Below are 23,284 nucleotides of genomic sequence, written 5' to 3' on the forward strand. Positions count from 1 at the left end.
CCACAGTCGAGGATCAATATAGTACAGTCCGCGTGACATTGCTGACATTTCCGGCACCTGTCCTCGGTGTGGCGGCGATCGTGTCGATCGGTTGTGGCTACCGCGTCGACCAAGGGCAGTACCCCGAGACCTAGCAGATTACTCTCAGTGCGGCCGGAACGGAGGTGAATCTGACCTTTTCCCGCTCGCCGAGATAGTCCCCGTCCAGCTGGAACGCCTGTGGGCGACTCGAGACCAGCGTGAACTCCGCCGTGTCATGGAGTCGTAACACCTGTCGGCCGCGTGGATCCGGCTGTCGGGACAGGAACTGCGTCACTGTCCGTGTTGTGCTAGCCACCCGGAGCTGACGCAACGCCAGCACATCCAGCCCGAGATCGAACGACGCCGCCGGGTTCGGGTTGACCTCCCGGTCGCCCAGGTACGTCCAGGGTGCCGTGTTCTGAATGATGACGGTGGCCAGCTCGGCCTCCGCCGGCTCGCCCGGACGCTCCAGCACGATCGCCGGGTGTCGCCGGTCCGAGGCGAAGAAGTACTGATTCATGATCGAACGCAGATAGAGCGACGGCGTGGACACCCGCCCCTTCCGCCGGGCCTGCTCCACCCGGTGGATCACTGCGGCGTCCAGGCCGAAGCCAGCGCAGAAGGTGAAGTAGCGGTCGTCGGCGAGGCCAAGCCCCACCGTCCGGCTCCGGCCCAGCCGCAGCCCTTCCAGGATCATGCTGGTCGCCTCCGGCCACTCCCGGGGCAGACCCACGGCGCGGGCGAACACGTTTGTCGAGCCACCGGGGACGGTCGCCAGCGCGGGCAGTCGCTCGGCCATCGGCACGTCGCCGGCGCGAGTCGGCGGTTCGGCCGTCATCAGACCGTTCACCACCTCGTTCACAGTGCCGTCGCCACCCAGGGTGACGACCAGGTCGACCCCCTCGGCCGCTGCCTCCCGAGCCAGCGCCACGGCGTGCCCACGCCGACGGGTGTAGCGCACGCTGAGATCGACTTCGCTGCGCAGCGCCCGGACGAGCACGTCCCGGCTGCGTTCGCTGGTGGTGGTGGCCTTCGGATTGACCACCAGGACGGCCCGCATGGGCGGCACTGTACCTTCCGGAAGCCCGGGTATCGTGGCGCGCGTGACCATCGACTCGGACCCGATCCCCGTCACGCTCCGCTGGGCGGTCCGGCTGCTGTGGGCGGAGGCGGCCGTCGTCGGGCTGATCGCCGTCTGGCTGGTCTGGGCCGACCTCACGGCCACCCGCACCGACCTGCTGGTGGCGTTGCTGGTGACTGTGTTCGCCATCGGGGCTGCCGTCGCGCTCTGGGCCCTGAGCCGCGCGCTGCTGCGCCGTCAGGCGGGCGCACGGGCCCCCGCGATCGTGCTTCAGTTGATGCTGCTGCCGATCGGGTGGTTCATGATCCAGGCTGGCCTCGGCTGGCTGGGCGTGCCGCTGATGGCGCTCGGCCTGGGCGTGGCCTGGTTGTTGATCTGCCCACCGACGACCCGCGCCCTCGGCTTCGAGTGACCGCGCCGGCCTGTCGGGCCGGTCAGTAGCCGCCGGAGCGGCGGGTGAGCAGCGCGATAGTGGCCCGATCGTGGGCGGACGTGGCGGACGCCGAGGTGGTCAGCGCGGTGAGCACCTTCCAGGCGAAGGACGACTCGGCGGGCAGCGTGGCACCGCGCACGGTCGGCACTGTCACCTCGACGGTCAGCGCGTCCTCGGTGACCGCGAAGCGGCACTCCAGCTCGGCGTCGCGGGTGGCGATGGCGAGCAGCATGGCGCACGCCTCGTCGACAGCGATCCGCAGATCCTCGATCTCGTCGAGCGCGAACTGCAACCGGGCCGCGAGACCGGCGGTGGCGGTGCGGAGCACGCCGAGGTAACCGCCGTCGGCAGGCACCGTGAGGTGCACCACGTCGTCGTCGGTCGCTGGCTGGCCAGTCAGTTGAGTCACGCCTCATCCCCCCGGTCGGGGACTCTACCCGGTCGGTCGCCCGTACGCGTGCCGGCGGTGATGGCCTGCTCGGCCAGCTCGCGGAGCGCGGCGCCGCCGAGTCGGTAGGGAACCCACTCGCTCGTCTGCTCGGCGCCGATCGAGGCGTAGAAGCCGGCGGCCGGATTCCAGTCGATCATTTGCCAGTCCAGCCGCTGGTAGCCGCGTCGTACGCAGATGTCGGCCAGCGTGGCGAGCAGCAGTCGACCGGCTCCGGTGCCCCGGGCGGCCGGCCGGACGTAGAGGTCCTCCAGGTAGATGCCGTGCACGCCGGCCCAGGTGGAGAAGTTGAGGAACCACAGCGCGAACCCGACCGGCTCGTCGTGCTCGTCCACAGCGACGTGACCGAAGAGCGCTGGAGCAGTCGTGAAGAGCGCCGAGGTCAGCTGCTCGGTGGTGAGGTGGCACTGTTCCGGGGCACGCTCGTACTCGGCCAACTCGTGCACCATGGCGACGACGGCCGGCACGTCCTCGGGACGTGCCGGCCGGATCGTCGGGATGGCCGGGGAGGTCACGCCTTCTTGGTCTCCCAGAAGATCTTCGAGATCTCGTCGATCTTCGCGAGCAGCTTGTCGGCGGTGGCCGGGTCGAGGCTGCCCTTGACGCCACCGGCGCCGGCGAGCTTGGTGGCCTCGTTGAACAGGCTGTGCAGGTTCGGGTACTTCTCGAAGTGCGGCGGCTTGAAGTAGTCGGTCCACAGCACCCAGAGGTGGTGCTTGACCAGCTCGGCGCGCTGCTCCTTGATGATGATGGCGCGGGTGCGGAACTCCGGGTCGGTGTTCGACTGGTACTTCTCGCAGATCATTTTGACCGATTCGGCCTCGATCCGGGCCTGAGCCGGGTCGTAGACACCGCACGGCAGGTCGCAGTGAGCGCTCGCGATGACGCGGGGCGCAAGGATGCGCGGAAGTCGCATCGGGATCCTCCATGGGAAGTTTGCGATGATCAAAGGCGACATTACTCCTGGGGATGCTCCCCGAACCGGGTGGAGGTGAAACCAGTGGTCGCCGATCACCCGGCTGAGGTGCCCCGGTTGCGGAGGCCGCTGACCGCCGTTCTGGTGACCGGCCCGTCCATGGCCCCGACCCTGCGGCACGGTGACGCGGTGCTGGTTCGTCCCGGTGGCCGCCCGATCCGAGCCGGCGACGTGGTGGTCGCGGTCTTCCGGACCCGGCCCGATCTGCTGGTGGTGAAGCGTGCGGTCCGGCCGCAGGACGGCGGCTGGTGGCTACGCGGCGACAACGACCTGATCACCGACGACTCCCGGGCGTACGGGGTCGCCGACGTACGCGGGCGGGTGGTGGCCCGCTACTGGCCCCGCCCCGGACGGGTACCTCGTCGTCAGTTATGACCCTGCTCACATCCGAGGGGTGGTGCCGACACTATGCTCGGAAAGTGCCCGGGTGACCCCCCGCACCGCGTGCCACCGCTCGCCGCCCACCTCGCGGCGGGGCCGGCCGCCTCACATCTGCTCGACAGATCCTGGAGTCACCACCATGTCTTCGTCCACCGTGGACCCCGCTGATCCCGTCTTCCAACTGCACCGGGGCGGCAAGATGGCCGTCACCTCGACCGTGCCGCTCACCAGCCGGGAGGACCTCTCCCTGGCGTACACCCCCGGGGTGGCCCGGGTGTGTGAGGCGATCGCCGCCGACCCCGCACTGGTGGACGACTACACCTGGGTGTCGCACACGGTCGCGGTGGTCACCGACGGCTCGGCGGTGCTCGGGCTGGGCAACATCGGCCCCCGGGCAGCGATGCCGGTGATGGAGGGCAAGGCGGTGCTGTTCAAGCAGTTCGCCGGGGTGGACGCGGTGCCGGTGTGCCTGGACACCCAGGACGTGGACGAGATCGTCGCGGTGGTGCGGGCGTTGGCCCCCTCCTTCGGTGGGATCAATCTGGAGGACATCAGCGCGCCGCGTTGCTTCGAGATCGAGCGTCGGCTCGACGAGGCGCTGGACATCCCGGTCTTCCACGACGACCAGCACGGCACTGCCATCGTGGTGCTGGCCGCGCTGCGCAACGCCGCGATGTTGCTCGACCGCAAGCTCGGTGACCTACGGGTGGCGGTGAGCGGCGCGGGCGCGGCCGGTGTGGCAGTGACGAAGATGCTGATCGCCGGGGGCGTCAACCCCGACCAGGTGGTGGTCTGTGACTCCAAGGGGATCATCGGCCGGCACCGCGCCGAGCTGACCGGCACCAAGGCCGAGCTGGCGGCGAGCACCAACGCCGACGGCCGTCACGGCGACATCACCGAGGCGCTGCGCGACGCGGACGTGCTGGTCGGGGTCTCCGGCGGGCAGATCCGCGAGGCGGCGGTGGCCGGGATGGCGCCCGGCGGGATCGTGTTCGCGCTGGCGAACCCGACCCCCGAGGTGCACCCCGAGGTGGCCGCCCGGCACGTCGCGGTGGTTGCCACCGGGCGCAGCGACTACCCCAACCAGATCAACAACGTGCTGGCCTTTCCCGGCGTGTTCCGCGGCGCGCTGGATGCCGGCGCCACCCGGATCACCGAGGCGATGAAGGTCGCCGCCGCGGATGCCATCGCCGGTGTGGTGGCGGAGTCCCTGACCGCCGACGCGATCGTTCCGTCCCCGCTCGACCCGCGCGTCGCGCCGGCCGTGGCCGAGGCGGTCGCCGAAGCCGCCCGCCGCGACGGCGTCGCCCGCCGCTGATTGCGCACGGCTTCTTAACGAGTGCTCAGCTTGTTACCGTGCCGATCATGCGTGCTGCCTTTGCCTCCCGTTTCGACGACGCCGATCCGCTCGCCGCACTCACCGTCGGCGAGCGGCCCGAGCCGACCCCTCCGGCCGACGACTGGGTGACCGTGCAGTTGCGGGCCACCTCGCTCAACCACCACGACCTCTGGTCGCTGCGCGGGGTGGGTCTCACCGAGGCCCAGCTGCCGATGATCCTCGGCTGCGACGCGGTCGGGCTGGACCCGGAGGGGCGCCAGGTGGTCGTGTACCCGGTGGTCGTCACGCCGGGTGACCCGCGCGGGGTTTCCATCCTCTCCGAGCACTTTGCCGGCACCCTCGCCGAGCGGGTGGTCGTACCCCGGTCGAACCTGATCCCGCTGCCCGACGGCATGGCGGCTACCGACGCGGCGTGCCTGCCCACGGCCTGGCTGACCGCGTGGCGGATGCTGACCACCAAGGGCCGCGTCGCGGACGCCGACAGCGTGCTGGTCCAGGGCGCGGGCGGTGGCGTGGCCACCGCGGCCGTCGCGCTCGCCGTCGCGATGGGCAAGCGGGTGTACGCGACCAGCCGCGACGCCGCCAAGCGGGACCGGATCTCGGCCCTCGGCGCCATCGCTGTGGAGCCCGGCACACGGCTGCCGGAACGAGTGGACGTGGTGATCGAGACGGTCGGCGCCGCCACCTTCGACCACTCGCTGAAGTCGGCCGCGCCGATGGCCCGGATCGTGGTCTCCGGCGCGACCGCCGGGCACGAGCCGTCGGTCAACCTGCGCCGGGTCTTCGCCATGCAGCTGGAGATCCTGGGCACCTCGATGGGCACGCCCGGCGAGCTGTACGAGCTGCTGGCGTTCTGCTCCGACAACGAGGTGCGCCCGGTGGTGGACAGCGTCATCCCGTTCAGCCGGGTAGAGGACGCCTTCGCCCGACTGCACTCCGGCGACGCCTTCGGCAAGGTCGTCATCGACCACACCGCCTGACGCGCCGCCCCGCCGCGGTAAGTGCTAGATCGCAGCCCGGCCTCGGCGATCATGGGGTTGTGGTGCCTGGTTTGGTGCTCTGCGGGCACTTTGTCACCCAACACAACTCCATGATCGACGAGGCGGTGCGGGGTTGACGAACAGCTACTCCGCCTAACGCAACGGTGTTGTCATGGAAATAGTGGCCTCCGTCTCGTGGAGGCCACCACTTCCTGGTTACTGCGCGATCCTGGGTCGCCGGCGCGGTCGGGGCGGGTGTCAGAGGTGGTCGTCGAAGGTGGCGATGTCGCCACGCGTCGCGTCGGTGGGGATGCGCTTCCTGGCGTCGGCGTCGCCGTAGAGCGACCAGCGGAGGAACTCGACGGACGTGTCCGAGACGACCCGCAGCGTCGCGCCGTCGCTGAGCAGCGCCCGGCCGTGGTCGCCCTTGGGCAGGCTCAGCATCGCCTTCGGCCAGGGCACCTTGTCGTACGCGGCCCTGCCCGCCGCGTACTCGACCACCTCGTCCAACTCGCCGTGCACGAACAACTGCGGTGCGGCCGCGCCGGCGAACGCGGTGCCCACGCCGAGCGCCGTGCCGGCGAACACCACACCCGCGTCCAGCCGTTCGTCCCGGCTCGCGGTGAACAGGCCGATGGTGGTCACCCCACCCGCCGAGTGCCCGGCCGCTGCCACCCGCTCACCGTCCAACCGGCCGCGCAACGCGTCGCCGGCCTTGCCGTCCAACGCCAGCACCTGGTCCAACGCGTACGACACGTCGGCGGGCTGGTTGAGCACGTCGAGGACGTTGTTGTCCGCGCCACGGGAGGTGTGTGGGAACGTCGGGGCGGCCACCACGAAACCCGCCGCCGCCCAGCGGGTCAGCAGCGTGGCGTAGTCGTCCGGTCGCCCACCCAGGCCGTGACTGAACATCACCACCGGGAACCGGCCCTGCGCCGCCGTCGCCGACCGCTTGGCCGCGCCGCCGGACTGCCCGGCCGCCGGGTACCAGAGCGTCGTCGGCAGCGCGCGGCCGTCCCGGTTCAGCTTGAGCTGGCGTACGCCGACCGCGAAGGCGCGCTGCGGGGCCTTGCCGGCGGGGACCTGTGGTGTCGGTGTGGCGGCGGGCGGTGGTTCGACGGGCGCCTGCTGCTGGCCCTCGGTCTTCCTGGCGTCCGCCGAGCAGCCGACCAGACCGGCCATGAGGACGGCGCTGGCCAGCAGGGCGGGGGTGACGCGACGTGGCATGAATCCGATTGTGCCTTGCCCCGCAGACGCGCCTGGTGGACTTCGACACGGTGTGCCCGCCCGCTTACCCAGCGCTGGGCGGCCGGCATCAGGCCGCGGCACGTTCGGCGAGCGGGCGTCGCCGTCGTGCGGTGTCGGTCAGTGCGCGCGGAGGGAAGGCGGCGTTGGGGTTGTACCGGTTCGTTCCGGGCGGAACGATCTCGTCGATCCGGTCGAGGGTCGCGTCGTCCAGGGTGAGCGTGGCGCCCTTGAGTAGATCCTCCAGTTGCGGCCTCGTTCGCGGCCCGATGATTGCCGAGGTGACGGCCGGATGGGCCACGGTGAACGCGATGGCGAGCTGCGGAAGCGTGCAGCCGATGCTCGCCGCGAGATCGACGAGCTGTTCCACGATGTCGAGCTTGGCGGCGTTCTCGGCGATCGTGGGGTCGAACTGCGCCGGCCGGAGTACGGCACGCCCGGTCGACAGGTCGATGGGCTGGTCCCTGCGGTACCTGCCGCTGAGGAACCCGAAGGCGAGCGGGCTCCAGACCAGCACCCCCATGCCGTAGCGCTGGCAGACCGGAAGGGTCGACGCCTCGACCCCGCGGGCCAGGATCGAGTACGGCGGCTGCTCGGTGCGCAGGCGTCCGAGGCCGCGCCGTTCGGACACCTGGTGCGCCTCGACGATCTCCTCGGCCGGGAACGTCGAGCAGCCGAAGGCACGGATCTTCCCGTCGCGGACGAGGTCGGTGAGCACCGAGAGCGTCTCCTCGATGTCGGTCGAGGGATCAGGACGGTGGATCTGATAGAGGTCGATCCAGTCGGTGTTCAACCGCCGGAGGCTCCCCTCGACGGCCTTGAGGATCCACCGCCGCGAGTTGCCACACTGGTTGGGGCCCTCGCCCATCGGAAAGTGCACCTTGGTGGCCAGCACGACGTCGTCCCGGCGCCCACGCAGCGCCTTGCCCACGATATCCTCGGACTCACCCCGGCCGTACATGTCGGCGGTGTCGACGACGTTGATGCCCTGGTCGAGGGCGGTGTGGACGATGCGGACACAGTCGTCGTGGTCGGGGTTGCCGACGGCACCGAACATCATGGTCCCGAGGCAGTGGGTGCTCACCTCGATGCCGGTGCCGCCGAGGGTGCGATAGCGCATGTCGATGCTCCTTGGCTGGTTCAGTGACGATCACCGAGCACCCTAGGAGCTCGAGTCGGCTCTAGGTCAACTCCTCGTTACTCTGCTCGGCATGGCTGAGGTCACCGCGAGTCTGAGCATCGGACAGGTCGCCGAACGCACCGGCTTGAGCGTGCACACCCTCCGCTTCTACGAGCAGGAGGGCCTCTTCATCAGCCCGGTACGCCGTGGGCCTGCCGGGCGTCGCAGCTACCGCCAGGACGACGTGGACTGGCTGACGGTCTGCATCATCCTTCGCGCCTCCGGCATGCCGCTGCCCGCGCTCCGCCGGTACACCGACCTCGTTCGGGAAGGCGCCGGCAACGAGGAGGAAAGACTCGCGCTCCTCCGCGAGCACCACGGGCGCGTCACCACCCAGATCGGCAGGCTCACCCAGAGCCTGGACCTGATCACCTTCAAGGTCGGGGTGTACGAGGATCTGCTCGACCAGGACCGGCGCGCAGCCGGGCCAGGTCGTCGGCGTCCTTCGGGCGGCGGGGACGTTCCGGCATCCAGACCGGGTACATCTGCTTGAACTCGATCTGGGCCGCCACCGAGATGGTCGGCGCGGTGAGAGAGCCGATCCGGCCGGGTGGGGCGTCCAGGATCCCGGCCGGCAGCGGGGTGCCGGCCCAGGACCCGGCACCCACAGTCGGTCGGCCGGCGGCATCCCGACCCAGGTACGCGAAGCTGACCTCCACGTCGGCGGCGAACAGCTCGAGCTGCGACTCCACCGGCATCCGTGGGTCGGGAAGCCAGCCCTGGGCCAGCAGCAGGTCGGCCAGCCGGTCCGCGTCGTCGCGCCAGCAGTACCAGTCGACGTCGACGTGCGGGCGGGTCACCGCGCCGAGCTGGAAGTCCATCGCCCAACCGCCGCGCAGCCACACCGGGATGCCGCCCGCCCCGCTCACCGCGACGACCTCGGCGATGCTCCCCAGCTGCCGGCGCGTGAGCTCGTCCACCGGAAGACCGTACCGGCGTCGGCCGGGTCAGTGGGCCGGGCGGGACTCGTAACGGGTCAGGGTGGGGGAGTGGGCGTCGGCGGGGCCGGATACCAGATCGTCACCGGCAGGGGGCGCGCCGAGCGCGGACCGAGGGTGAGCGTACGCACGCCGACGGCGTACGACCCCTCGGGCGCCCGGCGCGCCGACACCGGCCCGCCGGCCACGGCCGTTACCGGCCAGCAGCGCCGTCACCAGTACGGCCACCAGCCGGCCCGCCCCCATCGTTCCACGGTAGGTGCCCGGCCGGGCGTAGCGGCCCCGCCGTCCGGCTCGGGTGCACCCGCCACCCGGTCGGGTCACCTCCGCCGGCCGGGTCCACCAGTGGGACGCCGCGGGCCGGGGACGGTGCCGCGTGACCAGCTTCGCTAGGGTCACCGACATGCCTGAGAACTACACGGATCCCAGCGGCAACACCGAGGCGTTCCGCGCCTTCAACCAGACGCCGGAGGCCGCGGCGCCGACGGAGGCCCCGTCCCGACTGCCGCTCATCATCGGCGCGGCAGTGGTCGTCGTGGTGCTGGTGGCACTCGTCGCCTGGCTGGCGACCGGCTGACCGGGTCGCGCGCACCCTCGGGCCTCCCGGGGGTGCGCGCCTCAGTGGCGTCAGGTCGCTCCGACCACGTCCCGGGTCTGCCGGGCGATCTCCCGCTCCTCGTCGGTGCGGATGACGCAGACGCTCACCTCGGCGCCGTCGGGCGAGATCAACCGGTCGCCCTCGCCGTCGTTGCGGGCGTCGTCCACTGTGATGCCGAGCCGCCCCAGGCCGGCCAGCGCGGCGGCCCGCACCGGCGCGGCGTGCTCGCCGACCCCGGCGGTGAAGGCGATCGCGTCGACCCGACCGAGCAGCGCGTAGTACGCCCCGACGTACTCGGTGATGCGCCGGCAGTACACGTCGAAGGCGAGGGCCGCCGCCCGGTCACCGGCCGCCCGGCGTTCGAGCACCTCGCGCATGTCGTTGACGCCGGTCAGCCCGAGCAGGCCGCTGCGCTGGTTGAGCAGGTCGTCGATGTCGTCCACCGACAGCCCGCCCTCCCGGCGCAGGTGGAAGATCACTGCCGGGTCCACGTCGCCGCTGCGGGTGCCCATCACCAGCCCCTGCAACGGGGACATGCCCATCGAGGTGGCGACGCTGCGACCGTTCGCCACCGCGCAGGCGCTGGCCCCGTTGCCCAGGTGCAGGGTGATCGTGTTGACCTGCTCGTACGGGCGGCCCAGCAGCTCGGCGGTGCGCCGGGACACGTACGCGTGTGAGGTGCCGTGGAAGCCGTACCGGCGGATGTCGTACCGCTCGGCGGTCTCCCGGTCGATCGCGTACGTCGCGGCGGCCTCCGGCAGGGTGTGGTGGAACGCGGTGTCGAAGACGGCGACCTGCGGGACGTCCGGCAGCGCCGCGCGGGCCACCTCGATGCCGGCCAGGTTGGCCGGGTTGTGCAGTGGGGCGAGCGGCACCAGATCCTTGATCGCGGCCAGCACCGCGTCGTTGACCAGCACCGGCGCGCTGAAGGTCCGGCCACCGTGCACCACCCGGTGTCCGACCGCCGTCAGCCCGGTCAGGTCCAGCCCGTCCAGGATCTGCCGGACCGCCTCGGCGTGGTCCGCCGGGCCGCCACCGGGCTCACCGATCCGCTCGACGGTGCCGTGGTCGAGTGCCCGGTCGCCGTCGTAGCGGCGCCACTTCACCGACGACGACCCGCAGTTGAGCACCAGTACCCGACTCACGACGCCTCCTCGGTGGCCGCCTGGATGGCGGTGATCGCCACCGTGTTGACGATGTCCGGCACCGTGGCGCCCCGCGACAGGTCGTTCACCGGCCGCCGCAGGCCCTGCATGACCGGGCCGACGGCGACCGCCCCGGCCGAGCGCTGCACCGCCTTGTAGGTGTTGTTGCCCGTGTTCAGGTCCGGGAAGATGAAGACCGTTGCGTGCCCGGCGACGGCACTGTCGGGCAGCTTCGTGGCCGCCACCGCCGGGTCGATCGCCGCGTCGTACTGGATGGGCCCCTCGACCAGCAGGTCGGGCCGGCGTTCCCGGACCAGCGCGGTGGCCGCGGCGACCTTCTCCACGTCCGCGCCAGCGCCGGAGCTGCCGGTGGAGTACGACAGCATGGCCACCCGGGGTTCGATGCCGAACCGGGCGGCGGTGTCGGCCGACGAGATCGCGATGTCGGCGAGCTGGGCCGCGTCCGGGTCGCGGTTGACCGCGCAGTCGCCGTAGACCAGCACCCGGTCGGCGAGCAGCATGAAGAAGACGCTGGAGGCCACCGAGACGTCCGGCAGCGTACGGATGATCTCGAACGCCGGCCGGATGGTCGCGGCGGTGGTGTGCGTAGCGCCGGAGACCATGCCGTCGGCGCGGCCGGTGGCCACCATCAGCGTGCCGAAGTAGTTGGGCTGCGCCACGATGTCGTGCGCCGACTCGGCGGTGACGCCCCGGTGGGCGCGCAGCTTGGCGTACTCGGCGGCGAAGTCGTCGCGCCACCCGCTGGTGCCCGGGTCGACCACCTGCGCGTCGCCGAGGTCGATGCCCAGCTCCCGGGTGCGCCGGGCGATGTCGTCCGGCCGGCCGAGCACCGTCAGCTCGGCCACCCCACGGCGTAGCAGGATCTCCGCAGCGCGCAGGATCCGCTCGTCGCTGCCCTCCGGTAGCACCAGGTGCCGGGGCTTCGAGCGGGCCCGGTCGATCAGCTCGTTCTCGAACATCAGTGGAGTGACCCGCGCCGACCGGCTGACCCGCAGCCGACGGGCCAGGTCGTCGGTGTCCACACAGCGCTCGAACGCGCCGAGCGCTGCCTCCACCTTGCGGGGATTGGTAGCGCTGGGCCGGCCCTCGATGCGACTGGACGCGGCCACAGTGTCGTAGCTGTCGAGACGCACGGAGAGCACCGCCAACCCGGTGTTGAGCCCCTCCACCAGCCGCATCACCCGGGGGTCGGGCTGCTCACCGAGGGTGAGCACCAGCCCGGCCACCGACACCTGCCCGGCCACGTGCGCGGCGCTCGCGGCGACGAGCAGGTCGGCCCGATCCCCGGGGGTGATCACCAGGGCGCCCTCGGTGAGGTGGCCCAGCAGGGTCGGCACATGTGCCGCGCCGACCACGAAATCCAGCACGTCGCGACCGAGCGCGGCGTCGTCCCCGGCCAGCAGGGTGGCGCCGAGCGCCGCCGCCACCTCGGCGACCGTCGGCGCCGACACGGTCGGCACCTCCGGGATGGCGTACGCGGGGACCGGCAGCTCGGGCAGCGTCATCGGCTCGGTCACCCGGTTGGCGATCACCGCGAGCACTGTCGCGCCCAGGTCGGCTAGGTCGTGGTACGCCCCCCGCATCGCCGACGCGACGGCCGCCGGCTCCTGCCCGAAGCCGTCCACCACCGGCACCACCACGCTGCCGAACTCGGTGGCCAGCCGGGCGTTGAAGGCCAGCTCCCGGGGGTGGGCCGGGTCGCCCGGCTCGTCGAAGTCACTGCCTACCACGACCACCGCCGGGCACTGCCGCTCCACCGCCCGGTAGCGCTCGACGATGGCGGAGATGAGCTGCTCCCGTCGGCCGTCGGCGACCAGCGCCGCCGCCTCGGCGTAGCTCGCCCCGGCCAGTTCGGACAGGGGCACCTCGACGCGGTACCGCTCGCTCAGCAGGGCGAGGATCGGGTCCTGGCCGGTGTCGGCCACCAACGGTCGGAACACGCCGATCTGCCCGACCTGGCGAGACAGCAACTCCGCCAACCCGAGGGCAATCGTCGACTTGCCCCCGCCGGACCCCACGCTCGTCAGATACACACTTCGGGCCACAGCCCCACCCTAGAAGATCGCAAGGCCGCCCACCCGAATCCTCCGCCCCTGGGGTGGGCGTGGGGGTGGGGTTTAGGCGTCTTCGTCGTCGGGGTCGTCCAGGCGCGCCAGGTAGGTTGCCAGGCGCTCGATGGGGGTTTCGAAGTCGGGGTTGAGGTCGACGAAGTCGCGCAGGCGCTCGCCGAGCCACTCCAGTGTCACCTGCTCCTCGCCCCGGCGCTCGACCAGCTCTTCGATGCCACGGTCGGTGAAGTACATGGGTACGTCCTCGTGCTCGGCCCGGCTCGGGCCGGGCGGGTGATGGGTGGGCCCACGAGAGCCGGGGCAGGACCGTGGTGAAACGGCCCTGCCCCGGCTTCCGTGCTCAGGTCAGGTCACGGGCGGGGGAGAGCCGCCTCGATCAGCGCGTTCAGCTCGACCTCGTGGGTCTTGGCCGAGCCGACCGCCGGGGCGGCCGCGGCCGGGCGGGAGATCCGCCGCAGCCGAACGTCGGTGAGGTGCTCCAGCAGGTTGAGCGCGACGAACGACCAGCCACCCTGGTTGGCCGGCTCCTCCTGCACCCAGGCGAAGTCCTCCGCGTTCGGGAACTGCGCGAGGGCGGCCCGGATCTCCTCCACCGGCAGCGGGTACAGCTGCTCCAGCCGGAGGATCGCGGTGTCGGTGACGCCGCGCTCCTGCCGGGCCTGGAACAGGTCGTAGTAGACCTTGCCGGAGCAGAGCAGCACCCGCTTCACCGCCTCCGGCGCCGGGGCGGCCGTGTCGCGCAGCACCGGCTGGAAGGTGCCGGTGGTGAAGTCCTCCACCGACGAGACGCAGAGCTTGTGCCGCAGCAGCGACTTCGGCGTGAACACCACCAGCGGCTTGCGCTTGGGCGACAGGGCCTGGCGGCGCAGCAGGTGGAAGTAGTTCGCCGGGGTCGTCGGGATGGACACCCGCATGTTGTCCTCGGCGCACATCTGCAGGAACCGCTCCGGCCGGCCGGAGGTGTGGTCCGGGCCCTGACCCTCGTGGCCGTGCGGCAGCAGCAGGGTGATGGCGGAGCGCTGGCCCCACTTGACCTCACCGGACGAGATGAACTCGTCGATCACCGACTGGGCGCCGTTGACGAAGTCGCCGAACTGGGCCTCCCAGGCGACGAGGGCGTCGATGTTCTCCACCGAGTAGCCGTACTCGAAGCCCATCGCCGCGTACTCGCTGAGCAGCGAGTCGTGCACGAAGAACCGGGAGCGGTCGCCGTCGCCGGTGAGCGACTTCAGCGGCAGGTAGTCGTCGCCGGTGCGGGAGTCGACCACCGAGGCGTGCCGCTGGACGAACGTGCCGCGACGCGAGTCCTGCCCGGCGAGCCGGACGGTGACCCCGTCGTGCAGCAGCGCCCCGAGCGCGATGATCTCGCCGAAGCCCCAGTCGATGTTGCCCTCGACGGACATCTTGGCCCGCCGGTCCAACAGCTGCTGGATCCGCTTGTGCGGGGTGAAGCCCTCCGGCAGGTTGATGTGCGCCTCGCCGATGGCCTTGACCACCGACGCGTCGGTGGCGGTGTCGACCTGCGGCTCCGGCTCCTCCTCGCGGCGCGGCCGGTTGAGCTGGCGCGGTGCCGAGGCGGCGTCCCGGGTGGCCTTGAAGACCTTCTCCAGCTGCGCCTGGTAGTCGCGCAGCAGCTCCTCCGCGTCCTCCACGGTGATGTCACCGCGACCGATCAGCTCCTCTGTGTAGAGCTTGCGGACCGAGCGCTTCGAGTCAATGATCTTGTACATCTGAGGGTTGGACATCGACGGGTCGTCGCCCTCGTTGTGCCCGCGCCGGCGGTAGCAGACCATGTCGATCACGACGTCCTTGTTGAACGTCTGCCGGTATTCGAACGCCAGCCGGGCCACCCGGACCACTGCCTCCGGGTCGTCGCCGTTGACGTGGAAGATCGGCGCCTGGATCATCCGGGCCACGTCGGTGCTGTAGAGGCTGGACCGGCTGTACTCCGGGGCGGTGGTGAAGCCGACCTGGTTGTTCACCACCACGTGCACGGTGCCGCCGGTGCGGTAGCCGCGCAGCTGGGACAGGTTGAGCGTCTCGGCGACCACGCCCTGCCCGGCGAAGGCGGCGTCACCGTGCACCGCCAGCGGCAGCACCGTGTAGCCCTCCAGCTTGAGGTCGATCCGGTCCTGCTTGGCCCGGACGATGCCCTCCAGCACGGGATCGACGGCCTCCAGGTGCGACGGGTTGGCCACCACCGACACCTTGACCGCGTGCTCGCCGTCGGGGGTGGTGAACTTGCCGTTCTGACCCAGGTGGTACTTCACGTCGCCGGAGCCCTGCGTCGAGCGCGGGTCCAGGTGACCCTCGAACTCCGAGAAGATCTTCTCGTACGGCTTGCCGACGATGTTGGCCAGCACGTTGAGCCGACCGCGGTGGGCCATGCCGATGACGACCTCGTCCAACCCGTTCTCGGCGGAGGATTCCAGCACCTCACCGAGCAGCGGGATCAGCGACTCGCCGCCCTCCAGCGAGAAGCGCTTCTGGCCGACGTACTTCGTCTGGAGGAAGGTCTCGAACGCCTCGGCGGCGTTGAGCCGGTTGAGCACGTGCTTCTGCTCGTCGGCGGACGGCTTCTCGTACTTGCGCTCGATCCGTTCCTGGACCCAGCGCCGCTCCTCCGGGTCCTGGATGTGCATGTACTCGATGCCGACCCGGCGGCAGTACGAGTCGCGCAGCACGCCGAGGATCTCGCGCAGCTTCATCCGCTGCCGGCCGGCGAAGCCGTTGACCGGGAACTCGCGGTCCAGGTCCCACAGGGTGAGCCCGTGCTGGAGGACGTCCAGGTCGGGGTGCTTGCGGATCTTGAATTCCAGCGGGTCGGTGTCGGCCATCAGGTGACCGCGCACCCGGTACGCGTGGATCAGCTCGTGCACCCGGGCGGTCTTGTTGATCTGACCCTCGGAGTTGACGGCGACGTCGCGCATCCAGCGCACCGGCTCGTACGGGATGCGCAGCGCGGTGAAGATCTGGTCGTAGAAGCCGTGCTCGCCCAGGATCAGCTCGTGCATCACCTTGAGGAACTCGCCGGACTGGGCGCCCTGGATGATCCGGTGGTCGTACGTGCTGGTCAGCGTGATGATCTTGCTGACCGCCAGCTCGGCCAGGGTGGCCTCGGACATCCCCTGGTAGGGGGCCGGGTACTCCATCGCGCCGACGCCGATGATCGCGCTCTGCCCCTGCATGAGCCGCGGCATCGAGTGCACGGTGCCGATGCCGCCCGGGTTGGTCAGCGAGATCGTGGTGCCGGAGTAGTCCTCCATGGTCAGCTCGTTGCGCCGCGCCCGTCGGACCACGTCCTCGTACGCCTGCCAGAACTGCCGGAAGTCCATCTGCTCGCAGCCCTTGATGGAGGGGACCACCAGGTTGCGGCTGCCGTCCGGCTTGGCCAGGTCGATAGCGATGCCGAGGTTGACGTGCGCCGGGCGGACCACCGCCGGCTTGCCGTTGGCCTCGGCGAAGGAGTTGTTCATCTCGGGGTGCTGGACCAGCGCGCGCACCATGGCGTAGCCGACCAGGTGGGTGAAGCTGACCTTGCCGCCCCGCCCACGGGCGAGGTGGTTGTTGATCACGATGCGGTTGTCCACCAGCAGCTTGGCCGGGACCGCGCGCACGCTGGTCGCGGTGGGCACGCTCAGCGAGGCGTCCATGTTCTGGACGATCTTCGCCGCGACGCCCCGCAACGGGGTGGTCTGCGGGCCGTCGGTGCTCGGCGCGGCGGCCTTGGCGGCCGGCTTGGCCGGGGCGGCCTTCTCCGGCGTGGCCTTCGGCGTTGCCGGGGCGGGCTTGGCCGGCGCCTGCTGGGCGGCGGCCGGCTTGCTCGCGGTCGCCGGCTTGGCCGGGGCGCTCGGCTGGGCCACAGTGGCGGCTGCCTCCGGCTGGCCGTCCGGCTCCGGGGCGGCGGCCGGCTTGTCCGACGAGTCGGCGCCGCGCGGGGTGCCCGCACCCGGTGCCGGTCGGTAGTCGGCGAAGAAGTCGTGCCAGGCCGAATCAACGCTCGATGGGTCGGCGAGGTAGCGCTGGTACATCTCCTCGACGATCCACTCATTCGGGCCGAAACCCGCCAGTGGGTTCTCCTGCGAAGTCTGCTGGGTCGACACGGCCGGTAATCGCCTCTTTCACGCGGGTTTGTGTGGCACGCGGTGGGTCCGTCGCGCCCGATTAGGAGCACGGACTGGACGGGTTCCAGGCTACGCCGTACCGATCCCGCAGGCATTTCCGCCTCGGTCCCGTGGCCGGTTTCACAGAAGATGCCAGAAGTTCAGCAACACCTGCGTGACCGCTCCCCGGCTGGTAGGGCACGACCGAAAGCCGACCGGCGGAGAGCACCGGGGTGGCGGCCGTGCGGCTGCCACCCCGGAACGTCGTCGGTCAGGAGATGTCGCGCCTGCGCATCAGCAGGGTGCCGACCACGCCGGTCACCACCGCGTACCCGATGAGCACGGCGGCGCCGGCCCAGCGCGGCGGGTTGCCGGGGATGTCCGCCCCGGTGACCATCAGCGACGAGGCCAGCGACGGCACCAGCAGTTGCAGGTTGTTGATCCAGTCGCCCCAGCGGTCGGCCAGGATGGCGATGACGAAGATGGCACCGATCGAGCCGCCCAGGTAGAGCAGGATGCCGGTCACGGTGGCACCGATCTGGCTACGGATCAGCACGCCGATGCCGACGCCGAACACTGCCCAGAGCAGGTACGCGAGCAGGTTCAGCCCGATCGCCCGCCAGGCGGCGTCGTTGCCCAGTTGCGACTCCATCCCGACCGCGTTCAACACCGCCGACCCGGCGATCAGGTTGAACACGGTGGTGACCAGCCAGAACAGCAGCGCCAGCACACCGGCCGCGACCAGCTTGGCGGTCATCACGGCGGTGCGGTGCGGGTTGGTGAGGAAGGTGGTAGTCACCGTCTGGTGGAAGAACTCGCTGGTCACCACGATGATGCCGAGCAGCATCACGATCAGCAGGCCGAAGAACTGCCCGGTGGTGAAGAGGTTCGACGACAACGCGTCCGCGCTGGACGCCGCCGCCAGGGTGTCGGCCTGGTCCGCCGGCACGTCGCCGAGGTTCCCATTGGTCAGGGTGTCGGCCTGGAGCCAGTTGATGAGTAGCGTGAGCGCCCACAGCGGCAGCGAGATGAGCGCGAAGATCCACCAGGTGTTGGTGGTACGGATCTTGAGTAGCTCGGATCGGACCAGGTTCATCGGATGCCCGCCTTTCCGGCCGTCAGCTCCAGGAAGACCCGTTCCAGATCGGGCCGTTCGGTGGTCAGTTCGTGCAGCTCGACCCCGGCCGCGAGGGCGGACCGGCCGATCGTCGGGGCGTCCACCCCGCCGACCAGCAGCACACCCTGCTCATCGGTCTCGATGGTCGCCGACTGCGCCTTGAGGGCGGCGGTCAACGCCTCGGCCTGCGGGGTGCGGACGCGGACCCGGGCGCCCTGGGCCATCGACCCGAGCACCTGGTCGACCGGACCCTGCCGGACCAACTGCCCGGCCGCGATGATCACCACGTCGTCGGCGAGGAGCTGCATCTCCGACAGCAGGTGGCTGGAGACCAGCACCGTACGGCCTTCGTGGGCGAGGTTCTTGAGGAACCCACGCATCCACCGGATGCCCTCCGGGTCCAGCCCGTTGGCCGGCTCGTCGAGGATCAGCACGCGGGGGTCACCGAGCATCGCGGCGGCGATGCCGAGCCGCTGCTTCATGCCCAGCGAGTAACCCTTGAACTTGCGCTTCGCCGCCGGGGTCAGCCCGACCAGGGCCAACGCCTCGTCGGCCCGCTGCTTGGGCAGCCCGGCCGCCGCGCAGATGACCCGCAGGTGGTTGATGCCGGTGCGGCCCTTGTGCGCGCTGGACGCCTCCAGCACCGCGCCGACCTGCCGCAGCGGGGTGGCGAGGTCGGCGTACCGCTGGCCGCTGATGGTGGCGGTGCCGGCGGTCGGCGTGACCAGGTTCAGCAGCATGCGCAGCGTGGTGGTCTTGCCTGCGCCGTTCGGGCCGAGGAAGCCGGTCACCCGCCCCGGCGCCACCGTGAAGGACAGGTTGTTCACCGCCCGGACGTTCTTGTACTGCTTCGTCAGACCGGACACCACGATCTGACCGTCGCTGGTGGGGCTTCGCTGCCCGTCAGTCATCGTTCTCCTCCCGTGTGTGGCGTCGAGGTACGCCGTGGCACAGCGTGACGGCCCGTGGCAACAAGGTCAATCAGGCGCGGTCGGTACGTTCGCCTCCGTCGCGGGGTGGAGGCGACTCATCCCTGCGGACGACGGCCCGGGTTCAGCTGGCGATCCAGGTTGCCCGTGCCGCGCCGAGCAACGACCCGTCCGGGCCGTACAGACTGGTGTGCACGAGCGCCTTGCGCCCATCGACGCGCAGCAACGCCCCGGTCACCACGCACTCGTCGCCCGGCGCGGGCAGCGCCGCGATCACGGCGGCGATCCGACCCAGCAGGTACGGGCGGCCCGGCGCGAGCACCGCCCAACCGCCGGGGCAGTCCAGCGCCGCCCAGACCGTAACCCCGCTGACCTGCGTGGGCACGCGGAACGGCGCTGCGGTCCGGCCATCGGGTAGCCGGCCGGGGAAGATCCGCAGCCCGTCGGCCCGCTGCGGCCCGCAGACGTAACAGCTGGGGAACGGATGCTCGACCAGGCCGGGGTAGCGGGTCGCGGCGGCCGCCGCCGTCGCCAGGTCGACAGGGGGTACGACGACATCGATCGCCCCCGCCGGGCGCACCTCGGCCACCAGCTCGCCGGCCGGATCCCGGACCTCGCCGTCGACAACTGTCAGCTCGGTCTCCAGCGGTGGTGGCCGGCGCAGCGTCACCTCGACCGGCCCGGCTACGCCCGCCTCGGCGGCGAAGATCCCCGCGCTCCAGCCGCCGTTGCCGGAACCGGTGGGCCCGTTGTAGCGGGGTTCGATGCGCATCGTCGACCTCCGATGGTGCGTGTCGGCGCCGTCGCCGGCCTGCCGGGCAGCCTCGCACGGTCCGCGCCGGGCACCGCTAGCGGTCTCGCCTGCCGGCGTTCATCCGATCGACACCGGTGCGCCCCGTGAATGGCAACCCGGGCACCTACACAGATCCCATGGCCGTTCTGCATGCCGCTGGCACACCCTTGAAGACCAGCGGATACACCCTGCTGATCGCCGACGACCCCACCCAGGTCGCGGCCGCGCAACGCCTGCGCCACGAGGTGTTCGCCACCGAGCTCGGCGCCACCCTCCTTCCCGGCGAGGCCGGGTTGGACGTGGACCCCTTCGACGCGTACTGCGACCACCTGATCGTCCGCGAGGACAGCACCGGCGAGGTGGTCGGCACGTACCGGCTGTTGCCGCCGGGGCGTACCACCCGGCGCTACGCCGAGGACGAGTTCGACCTGAGCCCGCTCGACCCGCTGCGCGACGACCTGGTCGAGGCGGGTCGGTCCTGCGTGCACCCGGACCACCGCTCCGGCGCGGTGATCAACCTGATGTGGGCCGGCATCATCCGTTACCTGCACCTGCGCGGCTCCCGCTGGCTCGGCGGCTGCGCGTCGGTGCCGGTGGCTGACGGCGGGCGGACGGTCGCCGAGGTGTGGACCCAGGCGCGGGCTCGGCACCTGTCGCCGCCGCCGCTGCGGGTCCGCCCGTTGCGGCCCTGGTTCACCGAGGGGGCTGCCGCCGGCCAGCTCGCCGCTGCCCCGGCCGGGCGGGTAGCGGTTCCGCCGCTGCTGCGTGGCTACCTCCGGCTCGGCGCGTGGATCTGCGGCGAGCCGTCGTACGACAGCGACTTCGGGTGCGCGGACTTCTACGTCCTCTTCTCCCTGGACCGGATGAACCCGCGCTACCTGCGCCACTTCCTCGGCGGGGAGCAGCGGTGACCGCCGCGACACGCGACCTGTGGCGGCCCTCCTCGGGCTGCGACGACGACTGCCTGCCGGCGGCCGGCGAGGTGCCCACTGTGCCGGTGGCCCGCCGGGTGCTCCGGCTGGTCGCCGCGCTCGGCATGCTGCTGGCCGGGATCCCGGTGGTGCTGCTGCTGCCAGTGCTTCCCACGCGGGAACGGCAGGCGCTGGTCAGCGGCTGGGCGCGGGCCACCGCACGTGCCTTCGGCGCCCGCCTCGTGATCCGGGGTCGGTTGCCCCGGCGGCGCGCGCTGCTGGTCGCGAACCATGTCTCCTGGCTGGACATCCTCGCCGTGCTGGCGGTCGCGCCCACCCGGATGGTGGCGAAACGGGAGATCCGTTCCTGGCCGGTGGTCGGTCTGCTGGCCGCTGCGGCGGGCACTGTCTTCGTGGACCGCGCCCGGCCGCTGGCGCTGCCGACGACCGTCGCCCGGGTCGCCGACGCGCTGCGCGCCGGGCGGTCGGTGGCGGTCTTTCCGGAGGGTACGACGTGGTGTGCCGGGAGCGGTGCCACCGACTGCCGCCCCGGCGGTGGTTTCCGGCCCGCGACGTTCCAGGCGGCCATCGACACTGGCAGCCCGGTGGTGCCGCTGCGGCTCACCTACAGCTGTGCGGCCACCGGGTTGAGCACCACGGCAGCCGCCTTCCTCGGTGCGGACACCCTGCTGCGTTCGGTGGCACGGGTGGTCGCGGCGCGGGAGCTGGTGGTCTCGGTGACGATCGCCGGTGCGCTGCACCCGGCCCGTGACGCCGATCGGCGGTTGCTGGCCCGGGCCGCCGAGTCGGCCGTACACCTGGTGCCGACGGCGGGTGCCGTGGCGCGGGCCCGGCTGCGGCCGGTGCCGACGGCGACCCCGGCCGTTCCCGTGCCGACTCTGCTCGTCGATCGGGAGCTGGACCTGGCGGCCTGAGGGGCGCACGCCGAACGCCGAGCCGGTGACCAACTCGCGACCTGTCTTGTGGTGTCGCGATGTATCGCGTTACATTTCCCTCCTGTTCGACGTGCGTCCCGCGCGTCGTCGAGAGGGGGACGCCATGGCCGGATGGACGGTCGAGAGCCCGCAACGGCTCACAGTGGACGCTCCGGTCGTCCGGCTGGACGTTCGACTGATCAGTGGGCGGCTCAACGTGGTCGCCACCGACGGGCCGACCCGGATCGACGTGACCCAGGTCGGCCGTCGGCCGGTCCTGATCGACCACACCGACGGTCGGCTCAGCATCCGCCAGGAGCGCGGTCGGGGCTGGTCGGACGTCCTCCGCTGGTTCCGGATGATCCACCGCTATCCCCGGGTGGACGTCTCCATCGCCGTGCCCGCCGACGTCCTCGCCGACCTGGGACTGGTCGCGGGCTCGGTGGTCGCCTCCGGCCTGCGCCGGCAGACCATCGTCACCGTCGTCGCCGGCCAGATCACCCTGATGGGGCTGCGCGGCAGCACCTTCGCGAAGCTCACCTCGGGGCCGGTGGAGGCGCTCGGCGTTCGCGGCGACCTCACATTGGAGACGGTCTCCGGCGAGGTGATCCTCGCCGACAGCGCCGCCGACCGGGTACGGGCACAGACCGTCTCCGGTGCCATCACCTGCGACCTGGACAACCCCCGGCGCAGCGAGATCCGGTTGACCACCATCTCGGGCAGCATCACCGTCCGGGTCCGCGCGGACAGCGACCTCGCCGTCCAGCTGAACACCGCCTCCGGCCGGATCACCAGCGGCTTTCCGCAGCTGCGCAGCTCGACGTTCCCACTGCCCAGCAGCGAGGGGGTGCTCGGCGCCGGCGAAGGTAAGCTCCGGGCTTCCGCGACCTCGGGGAGCATCGCGCTGCTCGCCCGAGCCGTCGACGACGATGGGGAGGAGTTGCCGTGACCGCCGTGTTCAGCCACGGGCGGCTCCGGCTCTACCTGCTCAAGCTCCTCGACGACGGCCCGAAGCACGGCTACGAGCTGATCCGCCTGCTGGAGGACCGCTTCCTCGGGCTGTACGCGCCCAGCGCCGGCACCATCTACCCCCGCCTGCAACGGCTGGAGGTCGAGGGTCTGGTCAGCCACACCGCGGCCGGTGGCCGCAAGACGTACGACATCACCGACGCCGGGCGTGCGGAGCTGCGCCAGCGGGCCGGTGAGTTGACAGCGCTGGAGACGGACATCGCGGCCTCCGTGGCGGATCTCTCCAGCCTCGCCGGCGAGATCCGCAGCGAGGTCCGCGGATCGGCACGCGACCTCAAACGGGAGCTGAGCGAGGCCACCCGGCAGACCCGACGGGCCCGGTGGGAGGCGCCCGCACCGCCGCCCCGCGCGGCGCCGGCCGCCGGTCCGCAGGCCGAGCTGCTCGACGAACTCGACAAGCGGCTGGCCGCGTTCACCGTCGAGGTGGGCCGGCTGATGCGCGCCCGGCAGTTCAGCGACACCCAGCTGCGTACCGCGATCCGGCTGCTCGACGGCGCCCTGGACGGGCTGCGTCGCCTGCTGCGCTGACCGACGTCACCGGGCGGCGGGGGACTCACAGCCTTTTTGCAGGAAGCGTCCAGCGCTGGCGCAGTGATGTCACCGATGATGGGC

At 71.2% G+C, this 23,284-nt stretch carries 25 protein-coding genes; 10 read left to right on the forward strand and 15 right to left on the reverse strand.

Features of this window, described 5'->3' with window-relative positions:
• Window positions 1-130: 130 nt before the first annotated feature.
• Window positions 131-1,081: a diacylglycerol kinase family protein gene (locus ABZS40_RS10910; RefSeq protein ID WP_354943119.1), complete on the reverse strand. Its 951-nt coding sequence runs from the start codon at window positions 1,079-1,081 to the stop codon at window positions 131-133.
• A 43-nt stretch (window positions 1,082-1,124) separates the two neighbouring features.
• Between ABZS40_RS10910 and ABZS40_RS10915 the strand changes: the two genes are divergently transcribed.
• A complete protein-coding gene (locus ABZS40_RS10915; RefSeq protein WP_354943120.1) occupies window positions 1,125-1,514 on the forward strand; it encodes a hypothetical protein in 390 nt (129 codons plus the stop codon).
• A 22-nt stretch (window positions 1,515-1,536) separates the two neighbouring features.
• On the opposite strand, the gene ABZS40_RS10920 is transcribed toward ABZS40_RS10915, so the two are convergent.
• Genes ABZS40_RS10920 through sodN form a run of 3 tightly spaced genes read right to left on the reverse strand, consistent with a single transcriptional unit; the run spans window position 1,537 to window position 2,899 of the window.
• Window positions 1,537-1,944 (reverse strand): ATP-binding protein, encoded by a 408-nt coding sequence (locus tag ABZS40_RS10920; RefSeq protein WP_354943121.1) that lies wholly within the window; start codon window positions 1,942-1,944, stop codon window positions 1,537-1,539.
• Window positions 1,941-2,498 (reverse strand): GNAT family N-acetyltransferase, encoded by a 558-nt coding sequence (locus ABZS40_RS10925; RefSeq protein WP_354943122.1) that lies wholly within the window; start codon window positions 2,496-2,498, stop codon window positions 1,941-1,943. Before ABZS40_RS10925 ends, ABZS40_RS10920 begins: the two co-directional genes overlap by 4 nt.
• Window positions 2,495-2,899: a superoxide dismutase, Ni gene (gene sodN / locus ABZS40_RS10930; RefSeq protein WP_354943123.1), complete on the reverse strand. Its 405-nt coding sequence runs from the start codon at window positions 2,897-2,899 to the stop codon at window positions 2,495-2,497. Before sodN ends, ABZS40_RS10925 begins: the two co-directional genes overlap by 4 nt.
• 84 nt (window positions 2,900-2,983) lie before the next feature.
• Here sodN and ABZS40_RS10935 point away from each other — a divergent pair, with 84 nt between their 5' ends.
• From ABZS40_RS10935 to ABZS40_RS10945, 3 genes are all read left to right on the forward strand, one after another.
• Window positions 2,984-3,334: a S24/S26 family peptidase gene (locus tag ABZS40_RS10935; protein WP_238677854.1), complete on the forward strand. Its 351-nt coding sequence runs from the start codon at window positions 2,984-2,986 to the stop codon at window positions 3,332-3,334.
• Window positions 3,335-3,479: 145 nt separating this feature from the next.
• On the forward strand, window positions 3,480-4,658 hold the full coding sequence (locus tag ABZS40_RS10940) for an NADP-dependent malic enzyme (RefSeq protein WP_354943124.1): 1,179 nt from the start codon (window positions 3,480-3,482) through the stop codon (window positions 4,656-4,658).
• A gap of 38 nt (window positions 4,659-4,696) precedes the next feature.
• The gene (locus ABZS40_RS10945; protein WP_238677856.1) at window positions 4,697-5,659 is read left to right on the forward strand and encodes a zinc-binding dehydrogenase; all 963 of its coding nucleotides are present in this window, start codon (window positions 4,697-4,699) and stop codon (window positions 5,657-5,659) included.
• 258 nt (window positions 5,660-5,917) lie between these two features.
• Here the strand turns inward: ABZS40_RS10945 and ABZS40_RS10950 are convergent, their stop codons facing one another.
• Both ABZS40_RS10950 and ABZS40_RS10955 read right to left on the reverse strand, forming a co-directional pair.
• A complete protein-coding gene (locus ABZS40_RS10950) occupies window positions 5,918-6,886 on the reverse strand; it encodes a chlorophyllase (RefSeq protein ID WP_354943125.1) in 969 nt (322 codons plus the stop codon).
• A gap of 88 nt (window positions 6,887-6,974) precedes the next feature.
• Window positions 6,975-8,024 carry an aldo/keto reductase gene (locus ABZS40_RS10955; RefSeq protein WP_354943126.1) on the reverse strand — a complete coding sequence of 350 codons (1,050 nt, stop codon included), beginning with the start codon at window positions 8,022-8,024 and terminating at the stop codon, window positions 6,975-6,977.
• A gap of 91 nt (window positions 8,025-8,115) precedes the next feature.
• Here ABZS40_RS10955 and ABZS40_RS10960 point away from each other — a divergent pair, with 91 nt between their 5' ends.
• The gene (locus ABZS40_RS10960) at window positions 8,116-8,577 is read left to right on the forward strand and encodes a MerR family transcriptional regulator (protein ID WP_354943127.1); all 462 of its coding nucleotides are present in this window, start codon (window positions 8,116-8,118) and stop codon (window positions 8,575-8,577) included.
• Here ABZS40_RS10960 and ABZS40_RS10965 read toward each other — a convergent pair.
• Together ABZS40_RS10965 and ABZS40_RS10970 are read right to left on the reverse strand one after the other, a co-directional pair.
• Window positions 8,459-9,004, reverse strand: coding sequence for an aminoglycoside adenylyltransferase (locus ABZS40_RS10965; protein ID WP_354943128.1), 546 nt, complete (start codon window positions 9,002-9,004; stop codon window positions 8,459-8,461). The two genes, ABZS40_RS10960 and ABZS40_RS10965, sit on opposite strands and share 119 nt — an antisense overlap.
• A gap of 27 nt (window positions 9,005-9,031) precedes the next feature.
• Window positions 9,032-9,268 (reverse strand): hypothetical protein, encoded by a 237-nt coding sequence (locus ABZS40_RS10970; protein ID WP_354943129.1) that lies wholly within the window; start codon window positions 9,266-9,268, stop codon window positions 9,032-9,034.
• A 157-nt stretch (window positions 9,269-9,425) separates the two neighbouring features.
• On the opposite strand from ABZS40_RS10970, the gene ABZS40_RS10975 reads away from it, so the two are divergent.
• A complete protein-coding gene (locus tag ABZS40_RS10975) occupies window positions 9,426-9,599 on the forward strand; it encodes a hypothetical protein (RefSeq protein ID WP_238677859.1) in 174 nt (57 codons plus the stop codon).
• 50 nt (window positions 9,600-9,649) lie between these two features.
• On the opposite strand, the gene ABZS40_RS10980 is transcribed toward ABZS40_RS10975, so the two are convergent.
• The 7 genes from ABZS40_RS10980 to ABZS40_RS11010 all read right to left on the reverse strand — a co-directional run bounded on the left by ABZS40_RS10980 (window position 9,650) and on the right by ABZS40_RS11010 (window position 19,776).
• Window positions 9,650-10,765: an acetate kinase gene (locus ABZS40_RS10980; protein WP_354943130.1), complete on the reverse strand. Its 1,116-nt coding sequence runs from the start codon at window positions 10,763-10,765 to the stop codon at window positions 9,650-9,652.
• A complete protein-coding gene (pta, locus tag ABZS40_RS10985; RefSeq protein WP_354943131.1) occupies window positions 10,762-12,831 on the reverse strand; it encodes a phosphate acetyltransferase in 2,070 nt (689 codons plus the stop codon). The genes ABZS40_RS10980 and pta overlap by 4 nt, the downstream gene beginning before the upstream one ends.
• Window positions 12,832-12,903: 72 nt before the next feature.
• Window positions 12,904-13,089, reverse strand: coding sequence for a DUF6104 family protein (locus ABZS40_RS10990; protein WP_030490374.1), 186 nt, complete (start codon window positions 13,087-13,089; stop codon window positions 12,904-12,906).
• A gap of 116 nt (window positions 13,090-13,205) precedes the next feature.
• Window positions 13,206-16,958 (reverse strand): multifunctional oxoglutarate decarboxylase/oxoglutarate dehydrogenase thiamine pyrophosphate-binding subunit/dihydrolipoyllysine-residue succinyltransferase subunit, encoded by a 3,753-nt coding sequence (locus ABZS40_RS10995; protein WP_354943132.1) that lies wholly within the window; start codon window positions 16,956-16,958, stop codon window positions 13,206-13,208.
• 271 nt (window positions 16,959-17,229) lie between these two features.
• Complete coding sequence (locus ABZS40_RS11000; protein WP_354943133.1) at window positions 17,230-18,054, reverse strand: ABC transporter permease; 825 nt, start codon at window positions 18,052-18,054, stop codon at window positions 17,230-17,232.
• The gene (locus ABZS40_RS11005; protein ID WP_091406038.1) at window positions 18,051-18,986 is read right to left on the reverse strand and encodes an ATP-binding cassette domain-containing protein; all 936 of its coding nucleotides are present in this window, start codon (window positions 18,984-18,986) and stop codon (window positions 18,051-18,053) included. Before ABZS40_RS11005 ends, ABZS40_RS11000 begins: the two co-directional genes overlap by 4 nt.
• Before the next feature lie 142 nt (window positions 18,987-19,128).
• Window positions 19,129-19,776: a hypothetical protein gene (locus tag ABZS40_RS11010; protein ID WP_354943134.1), complete on the reverse strand. Its 648-nt coding sequence runs from the start codon at window positions 19,774-19,776 to the stop codon at window positions 19,129-19,131.
• Window positions 19,777-19,934: 158 nt separating this feature from the next.
• Between ABZS40_RS11010 and ABZS40_RS11015 the strand changes: the two genes are divergently transcribed.
• The 4 genes from ABZS40_RS11015 to ABZS40_RS11030 all read left to right on the forward strand — a co-directional run bounded on the left by ABZS40_RS11015 (window position 19,935) and on the right by ABZS40_RS11030 (window position 23,200).
• A complete protein-coding gene (locus ABZS40_RS11015; RefSeq protein ID WP_354943135.1) occupies window positions 19,935-20,708 on the forward strand; it encodes a GNAT family N-acyltransferase in 774 nt (257 codons plus the stop codon).
• Window positions 20,705-21,643 (forward strand): lysophospholipid acyltransferase family protein, encoded by a 939-nt coding sequence (locus ABZS40_RS11020; RefSeq protein WP_354943136.1) that lies wholly within the window; start codon window positions 20,705-20,707, stop codon window positions 21,641-21,643. The genes ABZS40_RS11015 and ABZS40_RS11020 overlap by 4 nt, the downstream gene beginning before the upstream one ends.
• A gap of 124 nt (window positions 21,644-21,767) precedes the next feature.
• A complete protein-coding gene (locus ABZS40_RS11025) occupies window positions 21,768-22,592 on the forward strand; it encodes a DUF4097 family beta strand repeat-containing protein (RefSeq protein WP_354943137.1) in 825 nt (274 codons plus the stop codon).
• Entirely contained in the window at window positions 22,589-23,200 is a 612-nt protein-coding gene (locus ABZS40_RS11030; protein WP_354943138.1) for a PadR family transcriptional regulator, read from the forward strand. Before ABZS40_RS11025 ends, ABZS40_RS11030 begins: the two co-directional genes overlap by 4 nt.
• Window positions 23,201-23,284: the final 84 nt, after the last annotated feature.

The sequence above is a fragment of the Micromonospora sp. NPDC005324 genome (genome assembly GCF_040607155.1).
Classification (GTDB): domain Bacteria; phylum Actinomycetota; class Actinomycetes; order Mycobacteriales; family Micromonosporaceae; genus Micromonospora; species Micromonospora trifolii.